The organism is Nocardia huaxiensis, assembly GCF_013744875.1.
Taxonomy (GTDB): domain Bacteria; phylum Actinomycetota; class Actinomycetes; order Mycobacteriales; family Mycobacteriaceae; genus Nocardia; species Nocardia huaxiensis.
This window is the reverse complement of the sequence record NZ_CP059399.1, coordinates 3,091,356-3,106,485: the sequence shown is the minus strand read 5'-3', so window position 1 is coordinate 3,106,485 and position 15,130 is coordinate 3,091,356. Positions and strand designations below refer to the sequence as shown.

Below are 15,130 nucleotides of genomic sequence, written 5' to 3'. Positions count from 1 at the left end.
AGGGCAAAGCGTGCGAACCTCTTTCCGCGCCGCCGCGGTGTCGGCCGCGGTCCTGCTGCTGAGCTTCGTCCCCGGTATGGCCCAGGCCGATCCGAGTGTCGCGGGCGGCTGCCGCGATATCGAATTCCCGGTGGCGCAGGGCAGCCTCGCCACCACCCTCTGCCTGCCCGACCGGCCCACCGGCACGGTGCTGGTGATGATGGCGGGCTCCAACTACAACCACACCTACTGGGATTTCCCCTACGCCCCGGAGACCTACAACTTCCGGCGCGCCATGAACGCCGCCGGCTTCGCGACCCTGGTGGCCGACCGGCTCGGCAATGGCGCGAGCACCCGGCCGCCGAGCCTGAGCCTCACCGCCACGGCCACCGCCGACGCCCTGCACGGCCTGGTGCAGGCGCTGCGCGCCGGATTCGGTGGTGCGCAACCGTTCTCGAAGGTCGTCACCGCCGGGCACTCACTCACCTCCGGCACCTCGGTGATCGAGGCCACCACCCACCACGATGTGGACGGCGTCCTCCTCACCGGCTACTCGCACACCCTGTCCATCCCCGACGTGCTCGGCGTGATCAGCACCTACCACCCCGCCGTCGAGGACCCGCTCTTCCGCGACCGCGGCTACGACTCCGGCTACCTCGTCACCCGCCCCGGCGCCCGCGAATCCGACTTCCACGGGCCGGGCAATGTCGATCCGCAGGTGCTCGCCGTGGACGAGGCCACCAAGGAAACCTTCTCCCTCACCGAATATCCCGACGGCCTCACCTCCACCCTGCCCGGCATGTCCGAATCCATCACCGCCCCGGTCATGATCGTCAATGGCGGCCAGGACCGACTGTCCTGCGGCCCAGCCTTTTCCATCTGCACCGACACCGTCGCATTGCAGGCCGCCGAGGCCCCCTACTTCGCCCCGGCAGCCCGCCTGCGCACCTACGTCCTCCCCGGCAGCGGCCACTCGCTCAACCTCGCCCTGAACACGAAGGACTACCAGGCCGCCGTCATCGACTGGCTCCGCACGATCTGACGCGCCGGTCTCTCAGGGGCTGTGCCCCTGAACCCTCTGGGACAGAGGAGGATTCACCGGGCCCGGGTCGGCCGGCGGGTCAGTGCGACTGCATGCGCCTTCCTGCGCGCGTGGTGGCGCGGCCCGCGCGTTCGGCTGCGCGACCCACCCGGTCCTGCGCGGCCTCGGCCAGGTGTTCGCCGCGCTCGCGGGCGGCGGCGGCGAGGCCGTTGCCGCGATCCTGGGCCGCCTCGGCGAGGCGCTCGCTCTTTTCCCTTGCGGCGGCGGCCAATTCGGCACGACGGTCCTGAGCTGTCTCGGCGAGGTATTCGCGGCGCTGACGGGCGGCGGCGGCCAGTTCGATGCCGCGGTCCTGAGCTTTCTCTGCCCAGCGGTTGCGATTGCGGCGGGCGATTGCGGCGAAGCCGGTGCGGCGGTCCTGAGCGGTGTCGGCGAGGTGTTCGCCTCGGTCGCGGGCGGCGGCGGCCAGTTCGGCGCCGCGATCCTGGGCGAGTTCTGCGAGATGCTCGCCCTTTTCGCGGGCCACGGCGGCGAAGTCGCTGCCGCGGTCCTTGACCACCTCGGCCAGGTCGCCGCCACGGTCCTTCACCACCTCGGCGAGTTCGCCGCCTCGATCCTTCACGACTTCGGCGAGGTGGGCGCCGCGGGTGCGGGCGGCGTCGGCCAGGTCGGGGGCGGCGGTGATGGCTTCGTCGGCCAGGTCGCGGGTGCGGGTCGCGGCGTGGGCGAGCTGGTCGCGCAGCGGGGCCATGGCTTCAGAGACGGCGGCGGCGGAGGGGAGGGCGGCGGCCGTTTGTTTCATCGCTCGGCGGGCGCGTTTGGTGAGGGGCGGCGGGTCGGCGGAGTCGGTGGTGGCGATGAGGAGGCCACCGAGGAGGCTGACGTCCTTGACGAAGGCGGTGCGTTTGGCGGCGCGGCGATCGGGGTCGGCCTCGGCCCAGAAGTCCTGTTCGGTGACGGTGGCGGGCAGGACGGTGGCGGTGAGCAGGAAGGTGGCCAGCCGGGGTGTGCGGCCCGAGGCCAGCAGGACGCCGCCGAAGACCTGGACGGCGGCATTGGCGCGGACCACCTGACCGGGGTCGGCGGGAAGTTTGTCGGCGGTCTGGGCGGGCAGCACCCGCCGGCCGCGCTGCATGAGCGCGTCAGCGGCCTTCACCCGGGGTTCCGGGTGGGTGAGCGTATCTATTCCGTCCACGATGAATGCCGTTGCCAGCAATGGCCGGGCAATACGCCGGACGAGCCTGATCATGGGAAATCCTCCGATGCCGGAAACGTTGGTATTCCCGCCATTCCCGGCACACCGGCGGTCAAACGGTCTTCCCGGTCCGACATCGCGGAAGGTGCCGGGTTACGCCGCGACGCGAAATCTGGCTTTAGCAATCAATAGTCAGATGGGTATGGTCTGACTATGGTTGAATCTAGTCAGATCGGTCATGCCCTCGCCGTCACCGAAGAGACCGATCCGTTCGTCATCGGCGCACTGGATGCGGCGGCGCTGGTGCACGACGCGCCGTGGCGACGCTTCGGCGTCCTCGGCGACAGCCTGGCCCTGGGAACCGGCGATCCGAGCCCCGGCTATCTGCCCGAGGGCTGGCCCGAACGGGTGGCCGGGGTGCTGCGGCGGGTGCGACCCGATCTCGCCTACCTCAATGTCGCGAAATACGGTGCCACCACGACGGAAACCCTGGCCGAGCAAACCGCGCCCATGCGCGCCTTCGCCCCGGACCTGCTGCACGTGAATGCCGGCGCGAACGACATCATGCGCCGCACACCGGATTTCGAGCAGATCGAAGCGAAGCTACGCGGCCTGTACGAATTCGCGGCGGGCACCGGAGCGCAGCTCACCACGATTCAGCTCGGCCGCGCCTTCGTGGTGCCGGTCTTCCCGGATTTCACCGAGCGTGTCCGCCGGGTCAACCAGATCAATGCCGGACTGGCCGCGGAATTCGGCGCGCTGGTGGCAGACACCTGGGATCACCCGTTCAACGATCGCCCGAATCTGCTCAGCGCGGACCGGATTCACTTCTCCACCTCCGGGCAGGCTGTCATCGCCACGGAACTGATCAAGCAGCTGGCTCACCGGTTGGCACAGGTCCGACGGTGAAGGAGGGGCTGCGGCCGTGCGCGTCCAGGCGGCCGTCGCCCCAGCTGGCGCTGCCGTAGGCGTCGATCTCGATGGCGTATTCGCCCGCGGCCAGCGCCGGGGGTAGCTGCACCGAGGTCCAGGGATGGTGCTCGACGATATCGAGGTATGTCCGGTGCGGCCGGTCGCTCAGCTCGACCAGGAAGATCCGGGCGTACTCGAATTTCTTGCGCGCACCCGCCTCCGTGGCGGGCGACCACCGGACCCCGAGCGAACGGTTCACCGCATCGGTGAACTCGACGGTGACCCGCAGCGGCACCTGGTCCTCGAGCCCGGTCCGATCCTTCATGACACCAGGCTGGCATGGACTCTCCAGGGAGGCAATGCGAATCCCGTCCTCGCACCCCCATCGGGGATCCGCGTGCCGGATACCGGCCTAACCCAGGTCCAGGACCGTGCGCACCGCCCCCGACCGCACCAGCTCCACGGCCGCGGCGATATCGGGGGCCAGGTGGCGGTCCGGCCCCGGTCCGGGCACCGTCTCCCGCACCAGATTCCGCACCGCACCGGTCACCGGCGCGGGCAGCAGCGGAGCGCGGAAGTCGAGAGCCCGTGCCGCGGTGAGCAATTCGATCGCCAGCACGGTGGTGAGGCCATCCACCGCGCGCCGCAGCTTGCGCGCCGCCGCCCACCCCATGGACACGTGGTCCTCCTGCATGGCACTGGACGGTATAGAGTCCACCGACGCGGGCACCGCGCACCGCTTCAACTCCGACACCACCCCGGCCTGCGTGTACTGCGCGATCATGTAGCCCGAATCGACGCCGGGATCATCGGCCAGGAAGGCCGGAAGCCCGTGTGAGCGATGCACATCCAGCATTCGATCGGTGCGCCGCTCGGCAATGCTCGCCACATCCGCCACCGCGATGGCCAGGAAGTCCAGCACGTATCCCACCGGCGCGCCGTGGAAGTTCCCGTTGGACTCCACGCGCCCGTCCGCGAGCACCACGGGATTGTCTATGGCGGAACCCAATTCGCGTTCCGCGACGGTCTCGGCGTAGTCCAGGGTGTCACGTGCGGCCCCGTGCACCTGCGGCGCGCAGCGCAGTGAGTACGCGTCCTGCACCCGCGGGCAGTCGTCTCCCCGATGGCTGGCCACGATCTCGGACCCGGCCAGCGCGGCCCGCATGCGTGCCGCCGAAACCCCTTGTCCCGGATGCGGTCTCAGCCCTTGCAAATCCGCCGCGAACACCCGATCCGTCCCCAGCAGCGCCTCCACGCTCATCGCCGCCGTCAGATCCGCCACCGCCAGCAGCCCGCGCAGATCCTCGATGGCCAGCACCAGCATGCCCAGCATCCCGTCGGTGCCGTTGGTCAACGCCAGACCCTCCTTCTCGGCCAGCGTCAAAGGCGTCAATCCCGCCTCCGCCATGGCCTCCCCCATGGGCCGCACGCCGTCCCCCGCCAGCACCGACCCCTCCCCCATCAAGGCCAGCGCAACCGCCGCCAGCGGAGCCAGATCCCCCGAGCATCCCAGCGAACCGTATTCCGGCACAACGGGAATGAGCCCGCTGTCGATCAATCCCGCCAGGGCCACCGCGGTCTCCGGCCGCACCCCCGTGAACCCCGACATCAGCGTCCGCAGCCGCAGCACCATCATGGCCCGGACCACCTCCGCCTCGACCGCCGCACCGGCCCCCGCCGCATGCGACCGGATCAGCGACCGCTGCAGGTCCGTGCGCCGCTCCGCCGGAATGTGCCGCAGCGCAAGCGCTCCGAACCCGGTCGACACCCCGTAGACGGCCCGCTCCCCCTGCGCCAGCTCGTCGATGTACCCCCGGACCTTCCCCAGCCGCGCCAGATCCACCCCGTCCAATTCCACCCCCGCGCCGCCCCGCGCGACCGCGACCACCTCCGCCCGCGTCAACGCCCGACCACCCACGACCACCCGCTGGTTACCGCTAGTCATGTGCCCGACAGTAGCCCCGGGTACACCGGCGCCCCGGCTGTTTACACCCGTTTCTCACGGGTAGGCGGCCGATGGTGCCGAAGAACGCGGCACACGAGGACGGAAAGTGAGGTTTGCCATGGGTACTGTCACCGCGTCGACCGACGTCAACGTGCCGATTCGGACGGCCTACAACCAGTGGACGCAGTTCGAATCGTTTCCGCGGTTCATGGAGGGGGTGGAGCAGGTCCAGCAGCTGGACGACACGCACACGCATTGGAAGGTGCATTTCGGGCCGGTGGAACGGGAATTCGACGCCACCATCACCGAGCAGCATCCGGATGAGCGGGTGGCCTGGCGGTCGGACAACGGGCCGGAACATGCGGGAGTGGTGACATTCCATCGCATCGACGATCGCACCACCCGGGTGATCACCCAGATGGATATCGATCCGGAAGGGTTCGTCGAGAATGTCGGCGACAAGCTCGGACTGCTCGATCGCCGGGTCAAGGGAGACCTGAAGCGGTTCAAGGAGTTCATCGAGGGCCAGGGCTACGAGTCCGGCGCGTGGCGCGGCGAGGTGCCGCGGCCGGGCAGCGGCGAGATCCCGCGCCCGGATCCGGGTGGCATGCCCGGCACGACCCCCGGCGGGATCCCCCCTGCGGGTCCCGGCGGCTACACGGGCCCTGCCGGTGGTGACATTCCGCGCCAGGGCTTCTGACGCGTGAGCGCCGGGCGATGCCGTCACCGGCATCGCCCGCGCGAGCACCTCAGGCCGACGGAATACGTTCGGCCAGCACGGCTTCCAGGTGCTGATCCAGCTGGGTCAGTTTCTTGGAGATCGAGGCGATGGTGGTCGCGGTGCGGTTCAGATTGTCCACCGCGTCCTCCAGCTGCTCCAGGCGCTGAGAGATGGACTTGAGCCGGTGGGTGATGGTTTCGACGTCGGTGGCCGTGGGAAGATTCAGCAGGCCGAGCACGGCCTGCTGAGTGGCCAGCGCGGTGTCGCGGGCATCGTTGGCGCGATCGATCGCACCCCGCGCGATGGGGTTCTCGAGAATATCGTTCAGCAGGTTGGTGAGCATCGGTTTCTCCAGGGGGTCAAGCGGATTCATATCAGGCACGGGCGGGCGTGAAGACGTGCGTGTCGGCCCACTCCGATTCGGCCTCCAGGCGGCCGAGTTCGGTGGTGGGCGCGTCGTTGTACTGCCATTCGCGGGCGATGGCGTGCCAGTTGTTGGCGGCGCGCAGCTGGCCCAGCACCGCCATCACCATGACGAGGGTGCGCAGCGAGACCATCTGCTCCTGCGGAATCGACTGCTTGCGAATGAGATTGAAGCTGTCACCGGTCGGCACGATGGTGTTGGCCAGGGCGTCGTTGACCATCTCCGGGGTGATCTCCACGACCTCGTCGACGGTGAGCCAGCCGAAGACCGACTCGACGATGGGCAGCGCCTCCTCGGCGTCCACCTCGTCCGGGTCGGGCAGGAAGCCGCCGGCGGCCAGACCTCGGTGCACCGCGAGGGCATCGCCCTCGGCCATGGCGCGCTGAATGACCAGCAGATCCTCGATGGACTTCTGATCGATGAACTTGTAGAGCCCGAAGTCCAGGAAGGCGATGCGCCCGTCCGCGCCGACCAGGAAGTTGCCGGGGTGCGGGTCACCGGAGAACTGGCCGTAGCGCAGCAGGCCCGCGCAGAAGAACCGGAAGATGATCTCCGCGACGCGGTTTCGCGCCTGCTGATCGTCGTTCTTGATGTCCTCGAAGCCGCGGCCGTCGAAGAATTCGGTGACCAGCACGCGCTGCCCGGACAGCGCCGTCACCACATCGGGCACCACGATGAACGGGTGGCCGCGGAACAGCCGGGCGGCGGCGCGCTGGTTCTGCGCCTCGAGCTCGTAGTCGAGCTCCTCTTCGACGCGGTCGCGGATCTCGGCCGACAGCGCGGCGGTATCCAGCGCGGGCGCAATGAGTTTGAGCGCGTGGCTGAACAGCGCCATGTTCTTGATGTCGGCGCGCACGGCCTTGTCGATGCCCGGGTACTGCACCTTCACGCACACCTCGCGGCCGTCGTGCAGTCGCGCCCGGTACACCTGGCCGATGGAGGCCGAGGCGATCGGGGTCTCGCGGAATTCCGCGAAGTGCTCGCTGAGCTTGCCGCCGAGCTCGGTCTCGATCAGCTTGCGCATCTTGTCGAATCCGACGGTCGGGGCCGAATCCCGCAGCTTGGCAAGGGCTTTCTGGAAGTCGTCACGCACTTCGTCGGGGAAGATGCCGCCGTCGACGATGGACAGCGCCTGGCCGATCTTGAGCGCCGCGCCGCGCATGGTGCCCAGACCGTTGACGAGCGCCTTCATGGCCTCGGCCTGCTTGCGGTCCATGACCGCCTTCTTCTTCTCCTCGCTGCGGCCGACCGTGGCCACCTTCACCCCCGCCTGACGCAGGACCGCCCCTGCCGCAACCCGCCCGAGGGCGGCGGTGCGTAGTGCGCGCGAGGTGGGCACCTTCTTGTCCGATGCGTCTCGTGCCATCGTGTTCTCCCCTGCTGAACTGCGGTTTTGCCCGAAAGAATTAGGTGAATGAGACCTCATTCGCATCGAAAGCTAGCACGTCTGGGACACTTTGGGAATTAGGTGAATGAGATCTCACTCAATTAACCGGCGCGCGGTAGGATGGCCGCGCCGACCCACCGTCCAGAGAAAGCGCCATGACCCCACCGACCGAACCCGCGCCGCCCCGGCGCGGCAGGCCGCCGAGCGCGGACCGCACCGCGCAACGCCGCCGCGAATTGGTCGCGACCGCGTACGCGGTCTTCATCGACAAGGGCTACACCGCCGCCGGCGTCAACGACATCACCGATCGGCTCGGCGTCGCCACCGGGACGTTCTACCGGTATTTCGACAGCAAACGCGAAATCCTGGACCACGTCATCGAATTCGGCATCGAGAAGATGTTCGACGCCATGCAGGCCGCCTGGGGCGAGGGGCCCGACGACACCTTCGACGGATACATCGCGCATCTGAAAGCGGTGGGCGAGGCCATGATGCGCGCCCTCGACGAGGAACCCGGCATGGTGCGCATGCTGCTGTTCGAGGGCACGGCCGTGGACGAGGAGCTCACCGCGCGACTGCTCGGCGTGCACGAGGCGCTCGGCGCGGCCATCGCCTCGATGCTCGAAGACGGTGTGAGGCAAGGGTATCTGCGCGAAGGGATCGACACCCGGCTGATCGGACGGTCCATCTACATGATGCTGTCACCGAGCCTGGTCGACATGCTGACCGAGCCACTGGGCCCCCAGGGCCGCGCACACCATATCGACGTGATGCTGGACCTCATGCTCAACGGCCTGCGCGCACCCGGATCACCCCAGTAGGCGTTGCTCTTTCGCGTGCGCGACCGCGGCGGCGCGGGTGTCCACGCCGAGCTTCTCGTAGATCCGGCCCAGATGGGTTTTCACCGTCGCCTCGCTGACGTGCAGCGCACGGGCGATCTCCCGATTGCCGAGGCCGAGCGAGAGCTGGGTGAGGATGTCGAGTTCGCGGGCGGTCAGCGCGGGACGCGGGTTGCGCAGCTGGGTCATCATGCGGTCGGCGACCGGCGCGGAGAGGGCGGTGCGACCCTGCGCTGCGGCGTGGATGGCGCTGAAAAGCTCCTCGGGCCGTTCGGCTTTCAGCAGATAGCCGGTCGCGCCCGCGGCGATGGCGCGGGTGATGTCGGCGTCGGTGTCGTAGGTGGTGAGCACCAGCACGCGCGGTACCGGGGCAGGGAGGGCGGTGATGCGGCGGGTGGCCTCGATGCCGTCCATGTCCCCGCCCAGTTGCAGATCCATGAGAATGACATCGGGGTGCAGGTGACCGGCCAGGGCGATGGCCTCCGGGCCGCTGCCCGCCTCACCGATCACCTCGATGCCCTCGGCGCTGGACAGCAGAGCGCGCAGGCCCGCGCGCACCACCGCGTGATCGTCGCAGAGCACCAGGCGCACAACCGAATTCATCGATCCTCCAGGGCGGGGGCGGAGTGCCCGAGCGGCACCGAGGCCGACACCACGGTGCCGTCACCGGGCGCGGATTCGAGCGTCAGCAGGCCACCGAGCTGGCGCATGCGGGCGCGCATGGCGGGCAGGCCGTGACCGCGCTGCGGTGCTGAAACGGGCGCTTCGGGGTCGAAACCCGTTCCGTCGTCGGCGATATCGAGCATCACGCTGTCGTCGAGGTAGGTGAGCGACAGTGTCACCAGCGTGGCGTGCGCGTGCTCGCGGGCATTGGCCAGCGCGCCCTGCGCGATGCGGAGCAGGGCCGTCGCGATGGGATCGGGCAGCGCCACCGGAACCCCATCGAGATGAACGCACACGCACAGGCTTACCCCGGATTCGCGTTCCGCCAGCGCTTGCAGCGCGGCTTACAGCGAGCCGCCGGCGGCGAGCTCGGAGGGCGTGAGATCGTGCACGAACCGGCGGGCCTCGGCCAGATTCCGTTCCGCCACATCGGCGGCCGTGCGCACATGCCCGCGCGCCTGCTCGCCGTCGGTCTCCCACACCCGATCCGCCGCCTGCAACAGCATGCGCTGACTCGAAAGCCCCTGGGCGAGGGTGTCGTGTATCTCCCGGGCGAGCCGCTCCCGTTCGGCGAGCACGCCCTCGCGCCGTTCGGTGGCGGCCAGTTCGGCGCGGGTGGCGCGGAGGGTGTCGATGAGCGCCGCCTGTTCCTCGGTCTGCCGCTGCATGCCGACGAACAGGGCGGTGGTGAGGGCGGCCACCGCGATCGGCGCCAGCAGCAGGTTCGGATCGGCCCAGGTGGCCACGCGCAGCTGGGCCGCCACCACCAGCCCGGTCAGGGCCGCCACCAGGCCGAGTGCGATCCGCACCGGCAGGATCCGCAGTCCGGTGTACAGCAGCGGCACCGCACACCAGGCGAAGCTCGGCGCCAGCACCACCAGCGCCGACCAGGCCGCCACCAGGAGCACGAACCACAGCACCCGCCGCGACTCGCGCAGCTCGCTGATGACGTACAGCACGACCACCACCACCGTCAGCCCCAGCACCCACGACAGCTGCGGGGAACCGCGGTGCCGGAGCATGAACCGCAGCAGCGACGCCGCCAGCAGCACGTAGAAGGCGCAGTGCACGATGGTTGCCAGCAGCCGGGAATCCTGGGTTCCCGCACCGGAATTGCGCACTCCGATCACCTCCTCGATGGCGCTGACGTGGGCATACACTTCCATTCTGGGGTGCGCCACCCAGCCTACGGTCATCCGATCGGTTGATAGCGGACTCCCCCGATGCGCTCGCAGGTCCCACCCGATCCACCGATCGGAATTCGCGAGAACGGCAGCAGGCTGAAGGCATGACCGAAACCAAGAAGCCCGCCCGTACTCGCCTCGTCATCGCCGGAGCCGCCGCCGCGGTGATCGCGGCCGGGGGCATCGGCATCGCCACCGTGAACGCGAACGGCCCCGATCCGGCCGCGCAGGCCCCGATCACCGCCGACATCAGCGATGCCGACCTGCAACAGAGCACCCATCTCACGATTGCCGCCGCCACCCGCGCCGCGCAGTCCGCCCTCGACGCGGCGACCAAGGCGAATCAGCACGTCACCGTGGCCGTGGTGGATCGCAATGGCAACACCATCGTGGTGCTGCGCGGCGACGGCGCGGGCCCGCAGTCCTATGACGCTGCCCAGCGGAAGGCGTTCACCGCCGCCTCCTGGAACGCGCCCACTTCGCAGCTCACCGAGCGCCTGAAGTCCGCCCCGCAGTTGGCCGACATCCCCGGCACCCTCTTCCTGGGTGGCGGCGCGCCGATTCAGGCCAAGGGTGGCGCGCCGATCGCCGGGATCGGTGTGGCGGGCGCGCCGAGCGGCGATCAGGACGAAACCTTCGCCCGCGCGGGCATTGCCGCGCTGGGCAGCTGACCCCCCTGACCGCACTCCGGCGGCTGACCTGGACGAACGGTTCCACCGAAACGCACCCCGGGGCTCCCGGGGAAACGGTTGGCGATCAACACCGCGTGGTTCGGGTAACCGGCTTATGCTCGGGGTAACAGGCTCGTTTGGTTATCGGGGTCGGCTGTGGCGCATATCGATCCGTTCTCCACGCGCCGCGACCCGACGGCGGGGTTCGCGGCGGAACTCGAGGCGGCCGGATTCACCGATCCGGCCGAGGTCGGGCGGGGCGGATTCGGTGTGGTGTACCGGTGTTTCCAGGCCGCGCTGGAGCGCACGGTCGCCATCAAGGTGCTGACGGCCGACCTGGAATCGGAGAGCCTCGAACGGTTCGTGCGCGAGCAGCTCGCCATGGGCAAACTCTCCGGGCATCCGAATATCGTGAACGTCTTCGAGGTGGGGTCCACCGCGACCGGACGGCCCTACATCGTGATGCCGTACCACGCGCACGGGTCACTGGATGCGCGGATTCAGCAGCAGGGGCCGGTGAGCTGGCAGGACGTGCTGCACATCGGGGTGCGGATCGCGGGCGCGCTGGAGACCGCGCATCGGCGCGGACTGCTGCACCGGGATGTGAAGCCGGGCAATATCCTGCTCACCGAATACGGGGAGCCACAGCTGGCGGACTTCGGAATCGCCCGGCTGGCAGGCGGTTTCGAGACCACCGCCGGGACGATCACCGGCTCGCCCGCCTACACCGCGCCGGAGGTGCTGCAGGGCCAGGCCCCGGATGTGACCGCCGATATCTACAGCCTGGCCTCCACGCTGTTCTGCGCGGGCACCGGCCACGCCGTCTTCGAACGCCGCAGTGGCGAACAGCTGGTCGCCCAGTTCGTCCGCATCACCAAACAACCGATCCCGGATCTGAGCGCCTCCGGGCTGCCGGCCGAGCTCACCACGGTCATCGAATCCGCCATGGCCCGCGATCGAGGTGAACGACCCGGCAGCGCCGCCGAATTCGGGACGGCACTGCGGGATATCCAGGTGCTGCACGGTCTTCCGCCCGACGACCTGCCGATCCCCCTGCCCGCCACCGACAGCGCCGAGCCGGGTTCGCCCGCGACGCCGGCAGATTCCACCCAGCGCCCGTACCCGCCGATCACCGGCTCCAACCCCCTCCTGTTCCAGGCCGCCGCCGGCCCACCGGCGACCACGGGCTCCGATCGCCGCCGCCAGACGACCCGGACCCCGCCCGTGCCCGCGACACGTCTGCGCCCGCCCGCACTCCCCCGTGCACTGGTCGACCGCCCGCGTCTGCTCGACCGGTTGCGATCGGACCGCAGGCTCGTGGTCATCCACGGCCCCACCGGTTTCGGCAAGACCACCCTCGCGGCCCAGTGGTGCGCCACGATCAGCGCCGAGGGCGGCTCGGTGGCGTGGCTGACCGTCGACAGCGACGACGACAATCCGGTGTGGTTCCTCGCGCACCTGGTGGACGCCATTCGCGCGGTACGGCCCACGCTGGCAAGAGAACTCGGCGAACTGCTGGAGGAGCACGCCGACGGGGCCGGGCGGTTCGTGCTCACCTCGCTGATCAACGAGCTCGACCGGCGCGGGGAACCGCTGACCGTGGTCATCGACGACTGGCATCGGGTCACCGATGCGGCGACCGTTGCCGCCCTGCGCTTCCTGATCGAAGGGTGCGGTCCGGTGCTGCGCATCGTGGTGACCAGCCGCCGGCAGACCGGACTTCCCATGAGCGCCATGCGCGCCCGCCACGAGCTCGCCGAAATCGACACCGCCGCCCTGCGATTCGAGGCCGACGAGGCGTACACGCTGCTGGTCGGGCTGGGCGGGCTCGACCTGGACCGCGAAGACGTCGCGGATCTGACCGAATCCACCGGCGGCTGGGCCGCGGCCCTGCAACTGGCGGCGCTGAATCTGCGTGACAGTGCGGATCCCGCCCGCCTCATCGGCACCCTCACCGGCCGCCATCACGCCATCGGCGAATTCCTGGCCGAGAATGTCCTGGAGACCCTGGAACCCGAGGTGCTGGAGTTCATGGTCGCCACCTCGATCACCGAACGCACCTGCGGCGAACTGGCTTCCGCGCTCACCGGCGTCGCCGACGGGCAGGCGCTGCTGGAGCAGATCGAGCAGCAGGATCTGTTCCTGCGCCGCATCGACGGCGGCCGCTGGTTCCAATACCACCACCTGTTTCAGGATTTCCTGCGCCAGCGGCTGGAACTGGCCGCGCCGGAACGGATCGAGGGCCTGCACCGCGCGGCCGCGGTCTGGTTCGCCGAGCATCGGCAGGTCGGTGAGGCGGTCGATCACGCGGTGATGGCCGGTGACGACGCGTACGCCGTCGAGATCGTCGAGCGCGACGGCATGTCGTTGCTCGAGTACGGGCAGATGGCCAGCCTCATCGGACTGGTGAACAAGCTACCGCCGACGGTCATCGAGACGCATCCGCGCCTGCAACTGGATCTGGCGTGGGCGAATATCCTGCTACATCGCGCCGGACCCGCGGAACGCGCACTGCGCCTTGCCGAATCGAACCTCGACGGCGACTCGCTCGACCCGGCGACCACCACTCGCCTGCGCGCCGAGGCGGGCGTCGTGCACGCCGTGGTCTCGGTGCGCGCCGATGTGCTGCTCGGCGTGGAGGACATGCTCGCCCCATGTTTCGCGCACGCGGACGAACTGTCGCCCTACGTGGTGGCCATCGGCGCGAATGTGGCAAGCCTGGCCGCCGGCTACCGCTGCGACTTCGAGGAGGCGGTGCGCATCCAGGAGTGGTCCGCGCCGTACATGCGCCGCAACAAGGGCTTCTACAACAATGTGCACGGCCTGTGCTTCCTGGGCCTGGCGGCCAGCCTCCAGCTGGATATCGCTGGGGCGGAACGGTATTTCCGCAGTGCGCTGAAAGTCGCCAAGCAGTCCGGCGGCAGCCACTCCTACGGTGCGCGCCTGGCCGGTTCGCTGCTGGGCGAAGTGCTCTACGAGCGCGGTGAGATCGTCGAGGCCGAACGCTATCTCGACGAGGGCTACAAACTCGGTCCGGACGCGGGCGTGGTGGATTTCAAACTGGCGCGGTACGTGGTCGGCGCGCGCATCAAGGCGCTGCTCGGCGACCGGGCCGCCGCCATCCGGCGGCTGAACGAGGGTGCGCGCGTGGCGCATTCGATGTCACTGCCGCGACTGCGCGCGGAAGTCGAGAACGAGCGGCTGCGCCTGGGCCTGCCGCCGCATCCGGAATTCGGCCCGCAACCGGTGGTCGAGTACGAGCATCGTCGCAGGCCGGTGGATCCGATCGACGAATTCACGGTGCTCTACGAGGAATTCACCGCCATCCGGCTGCTGCTGGCCGAATCGGCCTCCGACAGCCGGGAACTCGCGTGCGCCTGGGCCCGCGAGTGGGTCGAGCACCTCGAATCGGTGCATCGCCCGAGGGAACTGCTGAAGGCACGCCGGCTGCTGGTGGCCTGCCTGGCCGCGACCGATCGCACGGACGAGGCCAAGGCTCTGCTGGCGACCATTACCGCCCAGTGCGCGGAGCACGGTTCGGTCCGCTACATCCTCGACGGCGGACCGCACGTGGTGGCCACGCTCGCGGCCCTGTACGCCGACCGCCTCGCCGGGCGCTGGCATGCCGATTGGCCCGAGGTGCCCATCGACTTCCTGCGCAACCTGGTCGAGGCGGACGCCGCGCAGACGATCTGACCCGCGCCCCGGCCGCGAGGACCGGGGCAGCAAGCCGGGTAAGGCGTTGTTACCAGGCCATATTCGCGTAGCTGACCAGGGTGTCCTGGCTCTCCTGCGACAGCTTCCAGGTGCCGCCGATGTTCTTCCAGGTCAGCGGGATCGGGAAGCTGTAGGAGCCGAGGCGGCTGTTGAGGGTGGCGGAGAGGACGTCACCGTCGACGGACACGCCCGAGACGTCCCAGCTGTAGCCGGGGATGCGGGCGATGGTCGTGCCGACGTTCACGATCTGGCTGGCATCGCCCGATTCCAGTTCGGCGGCATTGCCATTGAGCGCGGACTGCAGCTTGCCCTGGAGTTCACCGGCCGACGGGGTGGCCGGCGCGGCGATGGCCGCGGGCGCGGAGACGACGACGGCGGCCGAAACCGGCAGCAGCAGAGCGGCGGCCGACATCGAAGCGGCGACGAACTTGCGGACCATGGCAAATCTCCT

At 69.3% G+C, this 15,130-nt stretch carries 14 protein-coding genes and 1 pseudogene; 6 read left to right on the top strand and 9 right to left on the bottom strand.

The features are described 5' to 3' along the window. Window positions 1–10 precede the first annotated feature (10 nt). Complete coding sequence (locus tag H0264_RS13870) at window positions 11–1,021, top strand: alpha/beta hydrolase (RefSeq protein WP_244976178.1); 1,011 nt, start codon at window positions 11–13, stop codon at window positions 1,019–1,021. Window positions 1,022–1,100: 79 nt separating this feature from the next. On the opposite strand, the gene H0264_RS13865 is transcribed toward H0264_RS13870, so the two are convergent. Further along, window positions 1,101–2,270, bottom strand: coding sequence for a DoxX family protein (locus H0264_RS13865; protein ID WP_181584332.1), 1,170 nt, complete (start codon window positions 2,268–2,270; stop codon window positions 1,101–1,103). A 159-nt stretch (window positions 2,271–2,429) separates the two neighbouring features. Between H0264_RS13865 and H0264_RS13860 the strand changes: the two genes are divergently transcribed. Beyond that, the gene (locus H0264_RS13860; protein ID WP_181584331.1) at window positions 2,430–3,125 is read left to right on the top strand and encodes an SGNH/GDSL hydrolase family protein; all 696 of its coding nucleotides are present in this window, start codon (window positions 2,430–2,432) and stop codon (window positions 3,123–3,125) included. On the opposite strand, the gene H0264_RS13855 is transcribed toward H0264_RS13860, so the two are convergent. Next, the gene (locus H0264_RS13855; protein ID WP_181584330.1) at window positions 3,085–3,453 is read right to left on the bottom strand and encodes a hypothetical protein; all 369 of its coding nucleotides are present in this window, start codon (window positions 3,451–3,453) and stop codon (window positions 3,085–3,087) included. The genes H0264_RS13860 and H0264_RS13855 overlap by 41 nt on opposite strands. Window positions 3,454–3,540: 87 nt before the next feature. Continuing rightward, complete coding sequence (gene hutH / locus H0264_RS13850; RefSeq protein ID WP_181584329.1) at window positions 3,541–5,073, bottom strand: histidine ammonia-lyase; 1,533 nt, start codon at window positions 5,071–5,073, stop codon at window positions 3,541–3,543. 118 nt (window positions 5,074–5,191) lie between these two features. Between hutH and H0264_RS13845 the strand changes: the two are divergent. Then, window positions 5,192–5,644, top strand: a pseudogene (locus H0264_RS13845) (SRPBCC family protein); the annotation flags it as partial. Between the two features lie 178 nt (window positions 5,645–5,822). Here the strand turns inward: H0264_RS13845 and H0264_RS13840 are convergent. Both H0264_RS13840 and H0264_RS13835 read right to left on the bottom strand, forming a co-directional pair. Further along, window positions 5,823–6,137 carry a hypothetical protein gene (locus H0264_RS13840; protein WP_220139976.1) on the bottom strand — a complete coding sequence of 105 codons (315 nt, stop codon included), beginning with the start codon at window positions 6,135–6,137 and terminating at the stop codon, window positions 5,823–5,825. Between the two features lie 31 nt (window positions 6,138–6,168). Further along, window positions 6,169–7,584 (bottom strand): ABC1 kinase family protein, encoded by a 1,416-nt coding sequence (locus H0264_RS13835; protein ID WP_181584326.1) that lies wholly within the window; start codon window positions 7,582–7,584, stop codon window positions 6,169–6,171. 176 nt (window positions 7,585–7,760) lie between these two features. Here H0264_RS13835 and H0264_RS13830 point away from each other — a divergent pair, with 176 nt between their 5' ends. Beyond that, on the top strand, window positions 7,761–8,426 hold the full coding sequence (locus tag H0264_RS13830) for a TetR/AcrR family transcriptional regulator (protein ID WP_181584325.1): 666 nt from the start codon (window positions 7,761–7,763) through the stop codon (window positions 8,424–8,426). On the opposite strand, the gene H0264_RS13825 is transcribed toward H0264_RS13830, so the two are convergent. The 3 genes from H0264_RS13825 to H0264_RS13820 form a co-directional block, all read right to left on the bottom strand. Then, a complete protein-coding gene (locus H0264_RS13825; RefSeq protein WP_181584324.1) occupies window positions 8,415–9,047 on the bottom strand; it encodes a response regulator in 633 nt (210 codons plus the stop codon). The two genes, H0264_RS13830 and H0264_RS13825, sit on opposite strands and share 12 nt — an antisense overlap. Then, a complete protein-coding gene (locus H0264_RS38580; protein WP_244976177.1) occupies window positions 9,044–9,376 on the bottom strand; it encodes an ATP-binding protein in 333 nt (110 codons plus the stop codon). The genes H0264_RS13825 and H0264_RS38580 overlap by 4 nt, the downstream gene beginning before the upstream one ends. 75 nt (window positions 9,377–9,451) lie before the next feature. Next, complete coding sequence (locus H0264_RS13820; protein ID WP_244976176.1) at window positions 9,452–10,273, bottom strand: sensor histidine kinase; 822 nt, start codon at window positions 10,271–10,273, stop codon at window positions 9,452–9,454. A gap of 122 nt (window positions 10,274–10,395) precedes the next feature. Here H0264_RS13820 and H0264_RS13815 point away from each other — a divergent pair, with 122 nt between their 5' ends. Beyond that, on the top strand, window positions 10,396–10,962 hold the full coding sequence (locus tag H0264_RS13815; RefSeq protein WP_181584323.1) for a GlcG/HbpS family heme-binding protein: 567 nt from the start codon (window positions 10,396–10,398) through the stop codon (window positions 10,960–10,962). A 156-nt stretch (window positions 10,963–11,118) separates the two neighbouring features. Further along, window positions 11,119–14,658, top strand: a complete 3,540-nt coding sequence (locus tag H0264_RS13810) for a serine/threonine-protein kinase (protein ID WP_181584322.1) — start codon at window positions 11,119–11,121, stop codon at window positions 14,656–14,658. A gap of 49 nt (window positions 14,659–14,707) precedes the next feature. Here H0264_RS13810 and H0264_RS13805 read toward each other — a convergent pair whose 3' ends face one another. Next, on the bottom strand, window positions 14,708–15,118 hold the full coding sequence (locus H0264_RS13805; RefSeq protein ID WP_181584321.1) for an MTB12 C-terminal domain-containing protein: 411 nt from the start codon (window positions 15,116–15,118) through the stop codon (window positions 14,708–14,710). Window positions 15,119–15,130: the final 12 nt, after the last annotated feature.

What these genes read in the sequence shown, in the direction of transcription:
- H0264_RS13865 (WP_181584332.1), bottom strand. Translation starts at nt 2,270, where the DNA reads ATGATCAGGCTCGTCCGGCGTATTGCCCGGCCATTGCTGGCAACGGCA.
- H0264_RS13860 (WP_181584331.1), top strand. Translation starts at nt 2,430, where the DNA reads ATGGTTGAATCTAGTCAGATCGGTCATGCCCTCGCCGTCACCGAAGAG.
- H0264_RS13855 (WP_181584330.1), bottom strand. Translation starts at nt 3,453, where the DNA reads ATGAAGGATCGGACCGGGCTCGAGGACCAGGTGCCGCTGCGGGTCACC.
- hutH (WP_181584329.1), bottom strand. Translation starts at nt 5,073, where the DNA reads ATGACTAGCGGTAACCAGCGGGTGGTCGTGGGTGGTCGGGCGTTGACG.
- H0264_RS13840 (WP_220139976.1), bottom strand. Translation starts at nt 6,137, where the DNA reads ATGCTCACCAACCTGCTGAACGATATTCTCGAGAACCCCATCGCGCGG.
- H0264_RS13835 (WP_181584326.1), bottom strand. Translation starts at nt 7,584, where the DNA reads ATGGCACGAGACGCATCGGACAAGAAGGTGCCCACCTCGCGCGCACTA.
- H0264_RS13830 (WP_181584325.1), top strand. Translation starts at nt 7,761, where the DNA reads ATGACCCCACCGACCGAACCCGCGCCGCCCCGGCGCGGCAGGCCGCCG.
- H0264_RS13825 (WP_181584324.1), bottom strand. Translation starts at nt 9,047, where the DNA reads ATGAATTCGGTTGTGCGCCTGGTGCTCTGCGACGATCACGCGGTGGTG.
- H0264_RS13820 (WP_244976176.1), bottom strand. Translation starts at nt 10,273, where the DNA reads ATGGAAGTGTATGCCCACGTCAGCGCCATCGAGGAGGTGATCGGAGTG.
- H0264_RS13815 (WP_181584323.1), top strand. Translation starts at nt 10,396, where the DNA reads ATGACCGAAACCAAGAAGCCCGCCCGTACTCGCCTCGTCATCGCCGGA.
- H0264_RS13805 (WP_181584321.1), bottom strand. Translation starts at nt 15,118, where the DNA reads ATGGTCCGCAAGTTCGTCGCCGCTTCGATGTCGGCCGCCGCTCTGCTG.